General features: G+C 73.8%; 15 protein-coding genes. 7 read left to right on the forward strand and 8 right to left on the reverse strand.

The genetic code is table 11. The features are described from left to right. Nucleotides 1–10: 10 nt before the first annotated feature. Complete coding sequence (locus AB0M46_RS37025; RefSeq protein ID WP_363343987.1) at nucleotides 11–1,750, forward strand: ABC transporter ATP-binding protein; 1,740 nt, start codon at nucleotides 11–13, stop codon at nucleotides 1,748–1,750. A gap of 16 nt (nucleotides 1,751–1,766) precedes the next feature. Here the strand turns inward: AB0M46_RS37025 and AB0M46_RS37030 are convergent, their stop codons facing one another. The 4 genes from AB0M46_RS37030 to aceB are packed head-to-tail and all read right to left on the reverse strand — an operon-like array spanning nucleotide 1,767 to nucleotide 7,190. Beyond that, complete coding sequence (locus tag AB0M46_RS37030; RefSeq protein WP_363343989.1) at nucleotides 1,767–2,984, reverse strand: heterodisulfide reductase-related iron-sulfur binding cluster; 1,218 nt, start codon at nucleotides 2,982–2,984, stop codon at nucleotides 1,767–1,769. Further along, complete coding sequence (locus AB0M46_RS37035) at nucleotides 2,984–4,177, reverse strand: FAD-binding oxidoreductase (RefSeq protein WP_363343991.1); 1,194 nt, start codon at nucleotides 4,175–4,177, stop codon at nucleotides 2,984–2,986. The genes AB0M46_RS37030 and AB0M46_RS37035 overlap by 1 nt, the downstream gene beginning before the upstream one ends. Nucleotides 4,178–4,179: 2 nt before the next feature. Then, nucleotides 4,180–5,634: an FAD-linked oxidase C-terminal domain-containing protein gene (locus AB0M46_RS37040; protein WP_363343993.1), complete on the reverse strand. Its 1,455-nt coding sequence runs from the start codon at nucleotides 5,632–5,634 to the stop codon at nucleotides 4,180–4,182. Continuing rightward, entirely contained in the window at nucleotides 5,631–7,190 is a 1,560-nt protein-coding gene (aceB, locus tag AB0M46_RS37045) for a malate synthase A (RefSeq protein WP_363343995.1), read from the reverse strand. The genes AB0M46_RS37040 and aceB overlap by 4 nt, the downstream gene beginning before the upstream one ends. A 130-nt stretch (nucleotides 7,191–7,320) precedes the next feature. On the opposite strand from aceB, the gene AB0M46_RS37050 reads away from it, so the two are divergent. Further along, nucleotides 7,321–8,238 carry an FKBP-type peptidyl-prolyl cis-trans isomerase gene (locus AB0M46_RS37050; RefSeq protein WP_363343997.1) on the forward strand — a complete coding sequence of 306 codons (918 nt, stop codon included), beginning with the start codon at nucleotides 7,321–7,323 and terminating at the stop codon, nucleotides 8,236–8,238. A gap of 110 nt (nucleotides 8,239–8,348) precedes the next feature. Here the strand turns inward: AB0M46_RS37050 and AB0M46_RS37055 are convergent, their stop codons facing one another. After that, nucleotides 8,349–8,927 carry a TetR/AcrR family transcriptional regulator gene (locus AB0M46_RS37055; RefSeq protein WP_363343999.1) on the reverse strand — a complete coding sequence of 193 codons (579 nt, stop codon included), beginning with the start codon at nucleotides 8,925–8,927 and terminating at the stop codon, nucleotides 8,349–8,351. A 71-nt stretch (nucleotides 8,928–8,998) separates the two neighbouring features. Between AB0M46_RS37055 and AB0M46_RS37060 the strand changes: the two genes are divergently transcribed. After that, nucleotides 8,999–9,760: an SDR family oxidoreductase gene (locus AB0M46_RS37060; RefSeq protein WP_363344001.1), complete on the forward strand. Its 762-nt coding sequence runs from the start codon at nucleotides 8,999–9,001 to the stop codon at nucleotides 9,758–9,760. Between the two features lie 52 nt (nucleotides 9,761–9,812). On the opposite strand, the gene AB0M46_RS37065 is transcribed toward AB0M46_RS37060, so the two are convergent. Then, entirely contained in the window at nucleotides 9,813–11,021 is a 1,209-nt protein-coding gene (locus AB0M46_RS37065) for a hypothetical protein (protein ID WP_363344003.1), read from the reverse strand. A 66-nt stretch (nucleotides 11,022–11,087) separates the two neighbouring features. On the opposite strand from AB0M46_RS37065, the gene AB0M46_RS37070 reads away from it, so the two are divergent. From AB0M46_RS37070 to AB0M46_RS37080, 3 genes are all read left to right on the forward strand, one after another. Further along, nucleotides 11,088–12,857 carry a thiamine pyrophosphate-dependent enzyme gene (locus AB0M46_RS37070; RefSeq protein WP_363344005.1) on the forward strand — a complete coding sequence of 590 codons (1,770 nt, stop codon included), beginning with the start codon at nucleotides 11,088–11,090 and terminating at the stop codon, nucleotides 12,855–12,857. A gap of 5 nt (nucleotides 12,858–12,862) precedes the next feature. Then, nucleotides 12,863–13,120, forward strand: coding sequence for a hypothetical protein (locus AB0M46_RS37075; RefSeq protein WP_363344007.1), 258 nt, complete (start codon nucleotides 12,863–12,865; stop codon nucleotides 13,118–13,120). Nucleotides 13,121–13,207: 87 nt separating this feature from the next. After that, nucleotides 13,208–13,879: a hypothetical protein gene (locus AB0M46_RS37080; protein WP_363344009.1), complete on the forward strand. Its 672-nt coding sequence runs from the start codon at nucleotides 13,208–13,210 to the stop codon at nucleotides 13,877–13,879. A 159-nt stretch (nucleotides 13,880–14,038) separates the two neighbouring features. Here AB0M46_RS37080 and AB0M46_RS37085 read toward each other — a convergent pair whose 3' ends face one another. Then, nucleotides 14,039–14,392, reverse strand: coding sequence for a hypothetical protein (locus AB0M46_RS37085; protein ID WP_363344011.1), 354 nt, complete (start codon nucleotides 14,390–14,392; stop codon nucleotides 14,039–14,041). A 74-nt stretch (nucleotides 14,393–14,466) separates the two neighbouring features. Here AB0M46_RS37085 and AB0M46_RS37090 point away from each other — a divergent pair, with 74 nt between their 5' ends. Then, complete coding sequence (locus tag AB0M46_RS37090; protein ID WP_363344013.1) at nucleotides 14,467–14,775, forward strand: DUF952 domain-containing protein; 309 nt, start codon at nucleotides 14,467–14,469, stop codon at nucleotides 14,773–14,775. Here the strand turns inward: AB0M46_RS37090 and AB0M46_RS37095 are convergent. Continuing rightward, a complete protein-coding gene (locus AB0M46_RS37095) occupies nucleotides 14,762–15,139 on the reverse strand; it encodes a group 1 truncated hemoglobin (RefSeq protein ID WP_363344015.1) in 378 nt (125 codons plus the stop codon). The two genes, AB0M46_RS37090 and AB0M46_RS37095, sit on opposite strands and share 14 nt — an antisense overlap. Nucleotides 15,140–15,189 lie beyond the last annotated feature (50 nt).

Below are 15,189 nucleotides of genomic sequence, written 5' to 3' on the forward strand. Positions count from 1 at the left end.
AATGATCGGCATGGACTTCGACGGCCGCCGGCCGGTGCGCACCACGCTGCGCCTGCTCGCCCCCGGCAAGGCACGACTGGCCCTGGCGACGCTCGCGTTCGCCGTCAAGGACAGCCCGATCTGGCTGTTGCCGCTGCTCACCGCCAACATCATCGACGTGGTCGTGCAGCACCGCCCGGTCGCCCAGCTGTGGCTCAACGCCGGGGTGCTCGCGGTGATCCTGCTGCAGAACATCCCGATGCACATGCTCTGGGTCAGGCAGATGAGCCTGATCGTCCGGCACCTGGGCACGGACCTGCGCTCCGACCTGGCCGGGCGGCTGCAGCAGCTGTCCATCGGGTTCCACACCAAGGCCGGCGCGAGCCTGCTGCAGACCAAGCTCGTGCGCGACGTCGAGAACGTCGAGATGATGCTGCAGCAGGTGGCGGCCAGCGGTACCTCCGCGATCCTGACCCTGCTCGGCGCGCTCACGCTGACCGCGGTGCGGGTGCCGCAGTTCGTGCCGCTGTTCCTGCTCGTGGTGCCGTGCACCGCCGGCCTGGTCGCGATGGTGCGCCGCCGGTCCGGGGCGCGCAACGAGGAGTTCCGCCGCCGGGTCGAGGAGCTCTCCGCGCGGGTCGACGAGATGGCGCACCTGATGCCGATCACCCGGGCGCACGCGCTGGAGCAGGAGGCGGTACACCGGATGCGCGGCACCGTCGAGGAGGTCCGCGCCGCCGGCCTGCGCCTCGACATGGTCAACGGCCGCTTCGGCGCCATGTCCTGGGTGACCTACCAGCTGCTCGGCGCCGCCTGCCTGGTCGCCGCCGGCTGGGCTGCCTGGTCCGGCTTCGCCCCGGTGAGCGCGGGCGACGTCGTGCTGCTCAGCACGTACTTCGCGGTGCTCACCAGCTCGGTCATCGGCCTCTTCGGCCTCGCCCCGATCATCACCAAGGGCCTGGAGTCGATCCGCTCGATCGGCGAGGTCCTGTCCGCCCCCGACCTCGAGCTGAACGAGGGCAAGCAGCGCGTCGCCACCGTCCGCGGCGCGATCGCGCTCGAGGGCGTCGGCTACCGCTACCCGGACTCGCCCGCGCCCGCCCTGGCCGGCATCGACCTGACCGTCGCCGAGGGCGAGACCATCGCCTTCGTCGGCCCGTCCGGCTCGGGCAAGTCGACCATGCTCAACCTGCTCATCGGCTTCATCCGCCCCAGCGAGGGCCGGGTCCTGCTCGACGGCGAGGACATGGAGCGCATCGACCTGCGTTCCTATCGCAAGTTCGTGTCGGTGGTACCGCAGGAGCCCGTGCTGTTCGACGGCACGATCTGGGACAACGTCACGTACGGGCTGGCCGGCCAGACCGAGGAGACGGTGACCCGGGCCCTGCGCGACGCCAACGCGCTGGAGTTCGTCGAGGACCTCCCGCACGGCTGGGACACCGTGGTGGGGGAGCGGGGCGCCCTGCTCTCCGGCGGCCAGCGCCAGCGCCTGGCCATCGCCCGGGCCCTGGTCCGCGACCCGAGGGTGCTGCTGCTCGACGAGGCCACGTCGGCCCTCGACAGCGAGTCCGAGGCGCTGGTCCAGGAGGCGCTGACCCGCCTGATGCGGGGCCGCACCACGTTCGTCGTCGCCCACCGCCTGGCCACCATCCGGGGCGCCGACCGCATCGCCGTGCTCGCCGGCGGGCGCCTGGCCGAGCTGGGCACGCACGAGCAGCTGCTGGCGGCCGGCGGGCTCTTCGCCCGGCTGCACGGACTCCAGTCGGTCTGACCGCAGCAGCAGGCAGCTAAGGCCGCACGCCCCGGATCGAGGCGTCCAGGACCTCCGCCGTGTGGGCCAGGCGGATCGAGCCGCCGAGTCGCCGTACCGCCGCGGAGATCTGCATCAGGCAGCCGGGATTCGCCGTGACGAGCAGCGAGGCGCCCGTCGACAGCACGTCGCGCGCCTTGCGCTCGCCCAGCTGCGCCGCCGGAGCGGGGTTGAGCACGTTCCAGATCCCGGCCGAGCCGCAGCAGATCTCGCCGTCGGGGATCTCGCGCAGCGCCAGCCCCGGGATCTCGCGCAGCAGGGCGCGTGGCTGCGCCCGCACCCCCTGGGCGTGGGCGAGGTGGCAGGCGTCGTGGTAGGCCGCGGTCACGGGGACCGGGTGCCGCGGCGCCACCGTCCCCAGCGCGGCCAGGAACTCCGAGAGGTCACGGACCTTCGCCTGCAGCGCGGCGGCCCGCGGGTCGTCCGGCAGCAGCGAGGCGATCTCCTTCAGCGCCGACCCGCACCCGGCCGCGTTGACCACCAGGGCGTCGACGCCGGCGAAGGCGTCCAGCAGCGCGCCGGCGAACCGGGCCGCCTCCGCGCGGCGGCCGCTGTGCAGGCTCAGCGCGCCGCAGCAGCCCTGCTCCGGCGGGATGACCACGTCGCAGCCCTCGGCGGCGAGCACCCGCGCGGTCGCGGCGTTCACCGACGGGAAGAACGCGTGCTGCACGCACCCGGTGAGCATGCCGACGCGGGCCCGCCGCGGGCCGATAGCGCTCACCAGCGAGGGCAGCGGCGCCGCGCGACGCGGGGGCGGGGCCAGGTCCACCAGCGTGCGCAGGGCCGCGGGCAGTCGCCCTTGACCGGGCAGACCCAGCCATCGGTACGTCACGAGCGGCGCCTTGGCCAGCGCCAGCCGGCGGCGGTAGGGGAACAGCGCGAACACGGCGGCCCGCAGCGCCCGGCCGGCGGGTGAGCGCACCTCCTCCACCATGGCGCGGGTCTCGGTGATCAGCTTGTCGTACTGCACGCCCGACGGGCACGCCGTCACGCAGGCCATGCAGCCCAGGCAGGCGTCGAAGTGCCCGGCCATGGCGGGGCCGAGCGGCTCGCCCTGGGTCTGCTGGAGCATGAGCTGGATGCGCCCGCGCGGCGAGTCCATCTCCTCGCCCCACAGCACGTACGTGGGGCAGGTGGGCAGGCAGAATCCACAGTGGACGCAGTCGCCGATGAGCTCGGCGCGTGACCCGGTCATCAGATGCCCCCGACGAAGCGGCCCGGTGCCAGCGTGCCGGCCGGGTCGAACTGCTCCTTGACCCGGCGCATGAGGTCGAGGCCGTCGACGTGGCCCCAGACGTCGACCCGGGCCCGTACCGCGGGCGGGGACGTCAGCACCACGCAGTGCCCGGCGCCGGCCCGGGTCGCGGCGCGCAGGTCGCTCACCACGCCGGCCACCACCCCGGGGTCGGTGCCGGCGGGCAGGCCCGCGTAGAGCACCCCGGTGCCGGCCGAGCCGCGCACCCACAGCGGCACGTCGTGCAGCTGCGCGGTCACGCCGGCCGCGGTGAGCAGATACGGCACCCGCGACAGCGCGCAGGTCAGCTTGAGCCCGATGTCGCCGGCCGCCCACGGGTAGGCGCCCCAGCCGGGCGGCGGCGTCTCGTCCTGCGCCGCGTCGCCGCCGAGCAGCTTCTCCAGGTCGGCGGCGCGCCGCTCGACGCCGGCCGGCACCCCCTCGACGAGCGCGGTGACCGTGAGCGGGGCGCCGCCGGGCGGCATGTCGACCTCGAGCGCGCTGGGCACCACCTGCGCGCCGAGCACCGCGGACACGGCCCGGCCGGCCTCGTCCACGCCGTCCGCGCGGGCCGACACGAAGCGGGCCGCGGCGGGCAGGGGGTGCAGCCGGAAGGCGCACTCGGTGATGATGCCCAGGGTGCCGTACGACCCGGCGACGAGCTTGCCGAGGTCGTACCCGGCGACGTTCTTCACCACCTTGCCCCCGGCCCGGGCCACCACCCCGTCGGCGCGCACCACCGTGACCCCGATGAGCAGGTCCCGGACGGTGCCGTAGAGCATCCGGCGGGGGCCGGAGACGTTGACCGCGACGGTCCCGCCGACGGTCGCCCCGGGCAGCGGCTCGTCCAGCGCCAGCTGCTGGCCGGCCGGGCGCAGCGCCTCCTGCACCTCGCGCAGCGGCGTGCCGGCCCGCACGATCGCCACGAGGTCCCCGGCGGCGTGCTCGACCAGGCCGCGCACCCCGCCCATGTCGAGGATCAGGTCGAGCCGGTGCGGCGGCAGCGCCCAGTCCTGCCGGGTGCCGGCGCCCCGGGCGACCAGCGCCAGCCCGTCCTCGGCGGCGCCGCGGACCACGGCGGCGACCTCCGCGGTGGAGGAAGGGGCGGCCACGGCCGCGGCGGGCACCCCGGCGATCTCGTCGACGACCGTCACCGTCAGAACACCTCCACGCCTGCTTCGTGCCAGGGGTTTGGGCCCTTGCGCCGGCCGGGCACCTCGCCGCACAGCCGCGGCGTCGGGAACACCTTGCCCGGGTTGGACAGGCCTCGGGGGTCGAACGCGCAGCGGAGCAGCTGCATGGTGTCGAGGTCATCCTCGGAGTACATCCGCGGAAGATGCTTGGCCTTGTCGACCCCGACCCCGTGCTCGCCGGTGATGGAGCCGCCGTGCTCCACACAGATGTCGAGGATCGCCCCGGACACCGCCTCGGCCCGCTCGGCCTGGCCCGCGACCGCCTCGTCGAACAGCACCAGCGGGTGCAGGTTGCCGTCGCCGGCGTGAAAGACGTTGGCCACCCGCACGCCGTGCTCGCGGGCCAGCTCGCCGATGCGCGTGAGCACCTGCGGCAGCGCGGTGCGGGGGATGACCCCGTCCTGCACGATGTAGTCGGGGGAGATGCGCCCGACCGCGGCGAACGCCGACTTGCGGCCCTTCCAGAACAGCGCCCGCTCGGCGTCGTCGGCGGCGATGCGGATCTCGAAGGCCCCGTGCCGGCGGCAGAACTGCTCGACCGCGGCGAACTGGGCGTCGACCTCGGCGGCTGGCCCGTCGAGCTCGACGATGAGCACCGCGCCGGCCCCCGCGGGGTAGCCGCAGTGCACCGCCGCCTCGGCCGCCTCGATGGCCAGGGCGTCCATCATCTCCACGGCGGCGGGCACCACCCCGGCGGCGATGATGGCCGAGGTGGCCGCGCCGGCCTCGTCGGGGCCGGCGAACGCGGCGAGCAGGGTGCGCACGGTCTCCGGCAGGCGCACCAGCCGTACCGTCACCTCGGTCGCGATGCCCAGCGTGCCCTCGGAGCCGACGAACGCGCCGAGCAGGTCGTAGCCGGGGGCGTCCGGCGCCCGCCCGCCCAGCCGGACCAGGTCCCCGTCCGGGGTGACGATCTGCAGCCCGGTGACGTGGTTGGCCGTGAAGCCGTACTTCAGGCAGTGCGCCCCGCCGGAGTTCTCGGCCACGTTCCCGCCGATCGAGCAGATCTGCTGGCTGGAGGGGTCGGGCGCGTAGTAGTACCCGTGCGGGTTGGCCGCCCGGCTCACCTGCAGGTTGATGACGCCGGGCTCGAGCACGGCCCGCTCGTCCTGCGGCGCCACCTCGACGATGCCGCGCAGCTGGGAGGTCACGATGAGCGCCCCGTCGGCGTGCGGCAGCGCCCCGCCGGACAGCCCGGTGCCGGAGCCGCGGGCCACGAAGGGCACCCCCTGCGCGACGCAGGCGCGCACCACGGCGGCGCACTGCGCGGCGGTGCGGGGCAGCAGCACGATGCCCGGCACGACCCGGTAGTGGGTCAGGCCGTCGCACTCGTACGTGCGCAGCCGGGCCCGGTCCGTGATGATCTGGTCCGGACCCAGCACCTCCCGCACCGCCGCGGCGAGCGCATCGACGGTCATGGCATACGTTCGTACGCCGGAATCGTCAGGAAGTCCACAAAATCGTCGGCCACGGCCACCTCCATGAACAGTTCGCGGGCGGCGCCGAGGTCCCCGTCCAGCCTGGCCAGCTCCTCGTCCGCGATCCGCTCGACCAGCTCCCGGGTGACCCTCTCACCAGTATCGTCGAGCGTGACGTCGTTGTGCAGCCACTGCCAGACCTGCGAGCGGGAGATCTCGGCGGTCGCCGCGTCCTCCATCATGTTGTGGATCGCCACCGCGCCGGTGCCCTCGAGCCAGGCGGCGAGGTACTGCACGCCGACGCTGACCGCGTTGCGCAGCCCCTCCTGCGTTCGCCGCCCCGGCGTCGCGCCCACGGCGAGCAGGTCGGCCTCGGTGACCGAGACGTCCTCGCGGAGCCGGTCGAGCTGGTTGGGCCGGTCCCGCAGGACGCCATCGAAGATCTCCCGGCAGACCGGCACCAGGTCGGGGTGGGCCACCCACGACCCGTCGAAGCCGTCGCCCGCCTCCCGCCGCTTGTCCGCGCCCACCTTCTCCAGCGCGACCCGGTTCACCTCGGGGTCGCGCCGGCTCGGGATGAACGCCGCCATCCCGCCGATCGCGTGCGCGCCCCGCTTGTGGCAGGTCTGCACCAGCAGCTCGGTGTAGGCGCGCATGAACGGCACCGTCATCGTCACCGAGTTGCGGTCCGGCAGCAGGAAGTCCCGGCCGCGGGTGCGGAACTTCTTGATGACGCTGAACATGTAGTCCCACCGTCCGGCGTTGAGCCCGGCGGAGTGCTCGCGCAGCTCGTAGAGGATCTCCTCCATCTCGAAGGCGGCCGGGAACGTCTCGATGAGCACCGTGGCCCGGATCGTGCCGCCCGGGCGGCCGAAGCGCTCCTCGGCGAAGGCGAACACGTCGTTCCAGAGCCTGGCCTCGAGGTGGGACTCCATCTTCGGCAGGTAGAAGTACGGCCGGGTGGCGAGGTGGTTGTGGAAGAAGTACAGCCCGAAGTCGGTCAGCGAGCCCGACGTCGGCGCCCCGTCGACCAGGATGTGCTTCTCCGGCAGGTGCCAGCCGCGCGGGCGCATCACGATGGTCGGCCGGGGGCCGTCGCCCAGCCGGTACTCCTTGCCCTCCGGCGAGGTGTAGGACAGCGAGCCCGCGATCGCGTCGCGCAGGTTGAGCTGCCCCTCCACCACGTTGCGCCACAGCGGCGTGTTGGCGTCCTCGTGGTCGGCCAGCCACACCTTGGCCCCGGAGTTGAGCGCGTTGATCGTCATCTTCGCGTCGGTCGGCCCGGTGATCTCCACCCGCCGGTCCTGCAGGCCGGGTGCTGGCTCGGCCACCCGCCAGTCGGCCTCCCGCACGTCGCGCGTCTCGGGCAGGAAGCCGAGCAGCCCGCCGGCGGCGAGCGCGGCCTCGCGCTCCTTGCGCAGGGCGAGCAGCTCCAGCCGCCGCCCGTCGAACCCCCGGTGCAGCTCTGCCAGGAAACTCAGAGCTTCCCCGGTGAGGATCTCGGCGAAGCGGTCGCCGAATGATCCGGTAATCTCGACGCCCGTAGCGTTGCCCATACGACCGACCTTAGGCCATATCGTCCCGCACCCCGTGCGTGCCGATCGGCGTGTGGTATGGGAAGCTCTGCGCGAACGAATCTCAGGTCCGTCTTCGTAACAGGGCCGTCCACCAGGGGAGTCGACGAACGTGAGCGATCGGGGCAGGAACCGCCGCCCGGCAGCAAGGTCGACCAAGGCCACCTCGCCGAAGGCGGAGGCTGCGCCGGAGGAGTCGACCGAGCGCGAGGAGCCCGTGGTCGAGGAGCCGTCGGCCGAGCAGGAGTCCTCGCCGGTCGCCGAGGCCGATGCGGACGCCGCGTCGCCGGACGATGCGGACGAGGCGTCCGGCGAGCCGGACGACGGCGATGAGGACAACGGCGACGAGGCCAAGGCCAAGAGCAAGACGCCGCCGCCGCTGTCCAAGGCCGGGAAGCGCGCCGCCGCGCGGGTCGCCGCCAACAAGGCCGCCCGCCGCCGCCGCGTCGGCCAGGCGATCGCCGGCGGGCTCATCGTCCTGCTCGCCATCGGCGGTGCGTTCGCCGGCGTGTACTACTTCGGCAACCGCGCCGAGCAGAAGAAGACCGAGTGCAAGAAGCCCGACCAGCAGAGCTTCCCGCCGATGCTGGGCGGCTTCGACAAGCGCCTCGCCGACGAGCCGACGGTCGAGCCCGGCGGCGACAAGCGCGTCGGCGTGCGTGACGTCAAGGTCCTCATCCAGGGCAACTGCAAGACCGTCAAGCCCGGCGACACCGTCGTGGTCAACTACGTCGGCGCCACCTACAAGGACGGCAAGGTCTTCGACGCGTCCTGGACCCGCAAGCAGACGTTCCCGGTGGCCGTCGGCATGCTGGAGTCCAATGGGCAGCAGCAGGTCATCGAGGGCTGGGACCGCGGCCTGGTCGGCCTGAAGGTCGGCAGCCGGGTCATCCTGGACATCCCGGCCAGGGAGGGGTATGGCGACACCCCGCAGCAGCAGGGCGCGCCCGCCGGCGACCTCCGGTTCGTGGTCGACATCCTCGACATCCAGACCGACCCGACCGGCGGCCTGAACATCGGCGGCAACTGACCCGGCACCCAAGCGACAGCACCGCCCGGCAGGCTCGCTGCCGGGCGGTGCTCGTGTTTTGCGGCATGCCCGAAAACTCGCGTTCACCGACCTTTCGGGCATGAGCCCGTTCACGCCGGCCAGGCGCGCAGGGCCGCCTGCGCGATGAGCTCCAGATCCTCGCGCGTCGCCCCGTCCCGCGCCTGCTGCGACATCCCCTGCACCACCGCCGCCAGGTACCGCGCGAACCCGGCCGCCCCCGCCACGCCCCCCGCCGAGAGCCGCCGCGTCAGCTCCGCCACGTTCACCTCCCGCAGCGCCCGCAGCTCCGCCTCGATGTCCGCCGAGTCCGCCGTGCAGTTGGTCGCCGCGCTGATCACCAGGCACCCCCGCGGCCGCGATGGTTCGGTGTAGGCCCGCGCCACCCCCAGCAGCAGCCCCCGGATCCACTCCCGCGCGTCCGCGTCGGCGGCCACGGCCCGCAACGGCTCGCCTCCCACCGTCTCCTGGTAGTGCCGCACGGCGGCCCGGAACAGCCCCTTCTTGTCCCCGAACGCCGAGTACAGCGACGGCGGCGTGATGCCCATCGCCGCGGTCAGCTCGGCGATGGACGTCGCCTCGTACCCGTGCTCCCAGAACGCCAGCATCGCCCGCTCCAGGACGGTCTCCCGGTCGAAGCCGCGGGGCCGCCCGCGTGTCGCCTGTGCCACAACCCGATTCTATAGCGCTCACTACGAAAGCTAGTTTATTTTCATAGTGGGTACTACGAAAAGGAGCGAGCATGCGCACAGCACTCGTCACCGGCGCCAGCCGGGGCATCGGCCGGGCCATCGCGCGACGGCTGGCCGCCGACGGAGCCCTCGTCGCCGTGCACTACGGCACCAACACGGCGGCGGCCGAGGAGACGGTCGCCCTGATCGAGTCGGCCGGCGGCCGGGCGTTCACCCTCGGCGTGCCGCTGGGCGACCCCGGCGACGCCGAGCGCCTGTGGGAGGCCTTCGACGCCGGCCTGGCGGCGATCGGCGCCGAGCCCGGCGTCGACGTCATCGTCAACAACGCCGGCATCGCCCGCTCGGGCGGCCTGCAGGAGGTCACGCCCGAGGAGTTCGACCGGGTCTTCGCGGTCAACGTCCGCGCGCCGTTCTTCATCGTCCGCCACGGCCTGTCCCGCCTGCGCGAGGGCGGCCGCATCGTCAACATCTCCTCGGGCGTCACCCGGGTCGCGATGCCTGGGATCATCGCGTACTCGATGACCAAGGGCGCCCTCGACACGTTCTCGATGACCCTGGCCCAGGACCCCGCCGTCGCCCGCCTGGGCGTGACGGTCAACTCGGTCTCCCCGGGCGTCATCGACACCGAGGTGAACGCCGAGTGGCTGGCCGACCCGCAGGCCCGCCAGCACACCGAGCAGATGTCCCCGTTCGGCCGCCTCGGGCAGCCCGGCGACGTCGCCGACATCGTCGCCCTGGTGGCCTCGTCCGGCGCCCGCTGGCTGAGCGGCCAGGACATCGACGCCACCGGCGCCGCCGCGTACACGGCCTGACCGCCTGGTCAACGACACCGGGCGCGCGGCTCCTGGAAAATGCGGCCGCGGCTCAGGGGTGCGTCGCGACCCGTCGCAGCCGCTCGACCACGCCCGGGTGGGGCCACGCGCGCAGCCGGAAGCGCTCCGGCTCCACCCCGGGCTCCGGCTCCAGGTCGACCTCGCGGGCCATGTCGTCCCAGGCCACGAAGAACGTCTCGGCGTCGGCGGCCGCGAAGGCCACGAAGTCGGCCCGCGGGAGCAGCGTGTCGACCCCCTCGCCCCAGGTGGCCACCGAGAACACCGAGCCGTCGGTGCGCTGCGCGACCGTGCAGGCGCCCACGAACGCCTCGGAGCGCAGGTGCTGGGCCTGCGCCGCGTACTCCGACGACGCCGCCAGCACCAGGGCGCGGTGCGTGGTCTCGTACATCGGGTCGCCGGGCGGAGCGAGGTACGCCACCACGGCCCCGGCGTCGTCGACGGTGAACGCCATCGGTGAGATCGGCCGGGCGGCCTCCCGGTACTCGGTCTCGGCCAGCTCGAAGACCTTCCCGAGGGAGTCCGGGGAGTCCTGCGCGCCGCGCCCCACGAGCAGCACGCCGGTGGTGTCCGGCACGAACAGCAGCGGCGGCCCGCCCACCCTGGAGCGCTGGGCGGCCAGCCAGCCGTCGACGAAGAGGTGCGAGGCCCAGTACGCGTCGCCGGACTCGACCATCCGCACGAGCGTGCGCGGCCCGGGCGCGGGCCCGTCGCCGTCGTCGGCGGTGCGCTTGGCCAGTTCGGCCATGTTGCGCCGGGCCCGGTCGTACACGGTGGGCTCGGTGACGCCCCACTCCTGCACCTGCCGCGTCGTGACGTACATGATCGAGGTGGGCTGGTCGACGACCACGAACTCGGCGAGGTAGGGCCAGGCGGGGCGGCGCACCGGCACGGCCGCCTGCCCGTCCACCCCGGCGCCGAACGTGACCGTGCGCAGCAGCGGCCGCAGCAGCGGGGCGACCTCCTCCCACGTGCGCGGCGCGCCCGGGTTGAAGATCACGGCGGCGAGGAACGCGGCGATGCGCTCCCGGCGCTCGGCCCGCCCCGCGCGGGCGCACTCGCGGTAGAGGTTGCCGAGGTACGTGATGCCCGGCGAGTCGGACGTGGAGTCCCGTCGCACCTCGATCGCGAACTGCTCCGGCATGTACCGCGCCTGGGCCACGCCGGCGTCGCGGATCGCGGTGAGCACGCGGCGGGCGAAGCGGTCCTGCGGGTTGCCGCGCAGCCGGTCGAGCAGTCCCATGGGGCAGCACGCTACCGGATCAACGGCCGGAGGTTTGGACGTCTCGGATGCGGCAAGGCGGAAGGTATGGCGAAGCAGACTGTGGGCGAGGCGATGATCTCGCGACTGGCCGCCTGGGGGGTCGACACCGTGTTCGGCCTGCCCGGCGACGGCATCAACGGGTTGATGGAGGGGCTGCGCCGCAACGCGGACCGGGTGCGCTTCGTCCTCGTGCACCACGAGGAGGCGGCCGCGTTCATGGCCGTCGCCCACGCGAAGGCCACCGGCCGGCTGGGCGTCTGCCTGGCCACCTCGGGCCCCGGCGGCATCCACCTCGCCAACGGCCTCTACGACGCCAAGCTCGACCACGCCCCGGTGCTCGCGATCACCGGCATGCAGGAGTCCGGCGTCCTCGGCACCGGCTATCAACAGGAGGTACACCTGGACCGGCTCTTCGCGGACGTCGCCGAGTACAACGAGTCGATCGTCAACCCGGCCCAGGTCCCGGCGCTGGTCGACATCGCGGTGCGCACGGCCCTGGCCCGCCGCGGCGTGGCCCACCTGACCGTGCCCAACGACGTGCAGGTCGCCGAGGCCGGCGACAACCCGTACGAGGAGATCGGCCCGGTCCGCGAGCCGGCCACCAAGCCGGTGTGGGTCCCGTCCCCGGTCCGCCCGGCCGACGACGACCTGCAGGCCGCCGCCGACCTGCTCAACGTGGCCGAGCGCCCCGCCATCCTGGCCGGCATCGGCGCCCGCAAGGCCGGCGCCCTGGTCGAGCTCACCGCCGACGTCCTCGGCGCGCCCGTGGTGAAGTCGCTGCTGGGCAAGATGGTGGTGCCGGACGACTCGCCCTTCGCCCTCGGCGGCCTCGGCCTGCTTGGCACCGCGCCCAGCGAGGACCTCATGGCCGACTGCGACGCGCTGCTCATGGTGGGCACGAACTTCCCGTACACCAAGTTCCTCCCCGAGCCCGGCCGCGCCCACGTCGTGCAGATCGACGCCGAGCCGACCCGGGCCGGCACGCGCATCCCGACGGACGTCCCCCTGGTCGGCGACGCCGCGGCCACGCTGGAGTCCCTGCTGCCCCGCCTGACCCGCCGCGAGGACCGCCGCCACCTGCGCAAGTACCAGGAGAAGATGCGCGACTGGCGCGGACGCATGGCCGCCCTGGAGAACGCCGACCGCACCCCGATCGCCCCGCAGTTCCTGGCCGCGCAGCTGGACCGCCTGGCCGCCCCCGACGCCATCCTGTGCTGCGACTCGGGCACCGTCGCCACCTGGGCCGCCCGGCACTGGCAGATCACCGGCCGGCGCGAGTTCTACCTCTCCGGCACCCTGGCCACCATGGCCCCCGGCCTGCCCTACGCGATCGCGCTGCAGCACGAGTACCCCGGCCGCCAGTGCATCGCCTTCGTCGGCGACGGCGGCTTCGCCATGCTCATGGCCGAGTTCCACACCGCGGCCCGCTACGGCCTGCCGGTCAAGGTCGTCGTGAGCAACAACAACGCCCTGGGCATGATCGTCTGGGAGCAGATGGTGCTGGGCTTCCCGGAGTACGGCGTCCGCTTCGGCGACCCGGCCCCGGACTACGCGTCGTGGGCCCGCGGCTGCGGCGGCCACGGCGCCAAGGTCACCGACCCCGCCGACCTGCCCGGCGCCCTGCGCGAGGCCCTGGCGTACGACGGCCCGGCCCTGCTCGACGTCGCCGTCGACGCCAACGAGCCCCCCATGCCGGCCAAGGTCACCTACCAGCAGGCCGTCCACTTCGCCGAGTCGTTCCTGCGCGGCCAGCCCCACAAGGCCGCCATCGCCACCACGATCCTCAAGGACAGGATCACCACGTTGAAAGGATGATCGCGATGCGCGCCCAGCCCCGGGGCGCCCGCGGCACCGTGGGCCACCCGTACAGCGCCCTGAACCTCCGTCTCGTCCTGGCCGTCTTCGGCCTCGTCACCTGCGCCGGGCTCGGCGCCCTGGCCCTGGCCGCCGGCTTCACCGTGCTCGCCGTCCTCCTGTTCGTCCTGGCCGCCACCGCCCTGGTCGACTCGATCGTGGTGGAACTGCGCCGCCTGGCCCGCCGCCGCGAGGGCGGCGGGCGGGGCTCGCTCTTCGAGTAGCGGCGCCGGGCAAGGCCGGCTGAACATCGCGTGAACGCGGCTCGCCCCCGGCGGCAGGCGGCCCGGATGCCGCTACCGTCAACCGCCGTGATCGGTTGGATCCGGCGAGTCCTCCTCGCCGCGTCGCTCGTCGGCCTGACCGCCTGCGGCCCCGGCCGGGTGTCCCCGATGCCCGCGCAGTCCCCGCCGCTCCTGCCGGTCCCGTCGGCCCCGGCGGTGCCCGTCGCCGCGACCACGGCGTCGGCGCCGCCCCCTGCGCCATCCGCCACGCCGGCCCGCACGTGCCGGGCGGCCGACCTCGCCGCCACCGCGCAGGATCGGGTGAGTCACCCGCCGAGGGTCGACACCCGCTGGGCGTGGGCCGTCAACATCCGGCTGACCAGCCACGCGCGGACCGCCTGCACCCTGACCGGCTGGCCCGAGCTCACCATGGTCGGCGTCGACCTGATCTGCGTCGACGGCTGGTCCGGCAAGCCGGACTGCCCCGCGGACCACACGGCCCGCCGCGAGCAGAAGGTCACCAGATTCGACCTGGACCCGCCGACGGTGTACGCCGTCAAGCCCGGCGAGTACGTGGCGTTCTCGGTGCTGTGGAGCCAGATGCTGGACCCCGTGGGCTGCCCGACCGGCATGTACCTGGACCCCTATGAGGCCGACATCCGAGTCCCCGGCGACCAGAGCCCGGTCGTCCTGCGGCCGGTCCCCATCCAGCCCTGCAACGGCGACGTCGGCATCACCGCGCTGGGCGTCCTCGTCTGAGGCAGCGCCGCCCCCGGCGGCGGGTCGTCGAGGCGCCGGTGGACGCGTTACTGATCAGTTCCGTCGCCGAGGCACTCGACCAGCCGCACTCGGGGACGGACCAGCGCCCGCGCGCAGCCCCGAATCCGTGTCCTGCAACGACTCGAGCGCACGGGGAAGCTACGGGGCGCGGTGGCCGCCGATGCGGCGCACCGAGCGGTACCAGAGGCGGGAACGGGCCACCGTCATCGACACGCCGCCCGGGACGCGCAGGCCGCCCAGGCCGATGACGCCGCCGACCAGGACGATGCCGCCGAACGACAGCAGGCCGGAGGCGGCGATCGCGTACAGCACCTCGCCGCCCGGCTGGGCCGGGTCCGGCCCGCCCGAGCCCGGCCCGCCCGGGTCGATGGTGGTGGTGCTGGAGCGCTCGACCATCGGCGGCGGGTCCGGCTGCCGGGCCGCCTCGGCGGCGCTCAGGGTGCCTACCACCAGCGCCGCGCCCGCGACGCACTGCCATGCCCTCGTCTTCATCGGCGGGGACGCTATGGCGTGGGAGGGTGAGGCGGAGGGCACCCACCTCGGGTGAAACCTGGCACAGTACGGCTGTGACGATCTACAAGATCCTGCTGCCGGCCGAGTGGGACGCGTTCGAGGCGGCCGGGGTGTTCGACGGGTCGCCGCTCGATCTCGCCGACGGCTACGTCCACCTCTCCACCGCCGAGCAGGTGAGCCGCACGGCGACGCGGTTCTTCGCCGGCGCGGGCGAGCTCGTCGTGGTGGCGGTGGACGAGTCCGGGTTCGGGGGCGCGCTCAGGTGGGAGGACGGCTTCCCGCACCTGTACGCGCCGCTGCCGATGTCCGCGGTGCTGGGGGCGCGCCGGTTCGACGGGCCGCAGGCCGTCACGGCGCCGTGACGATCAGGACGCGCAGCGGGGCGATCTTGGCCACGACGCGGTCCACCAGGTCCGCGGCGACGTCCAGTTCGGCCAGCACGGCCAGCAGGTGGGCCACGGTCGCGTCCCAGGCCTGCGGCGTGATGCCCAGCGGGGCGTGGGCCGAGCGCAGGTCCCGGCCGTGGTAGATCTCCGGGCCGCCGAGGGCGACGGTCAGGAACACGCGCAGGTGGCGGTTCAGGCGGCGCAGGTCCACGCCCTCGAAGTACCCGGCGGTGCGCGGGTCGGCCAGCAGCCGCTCGTAGAGGCCGTCGACCGCCGCGGCTATCGCGTCGGACCCGCCCAGCGCGTCGAAGATGCTGCCCTGGCGCAGTTCACGGCTCATTCCTCCCCCTTCATCGGTTGTCCCCGCCGGCCGGCGGGGACGATGCAGAG

Origin of the sequence: Dactylosporangium sp. NPDC051485 (genome assembly GCF_040682015.1) — a bacterium.
In the GTDB taxonomy this organism is placed as follows: Bacteria; Actinomycetota; Actinomycetes; order Mycobacteriales; family Micromonosporaceae; genus Dactylosporangium.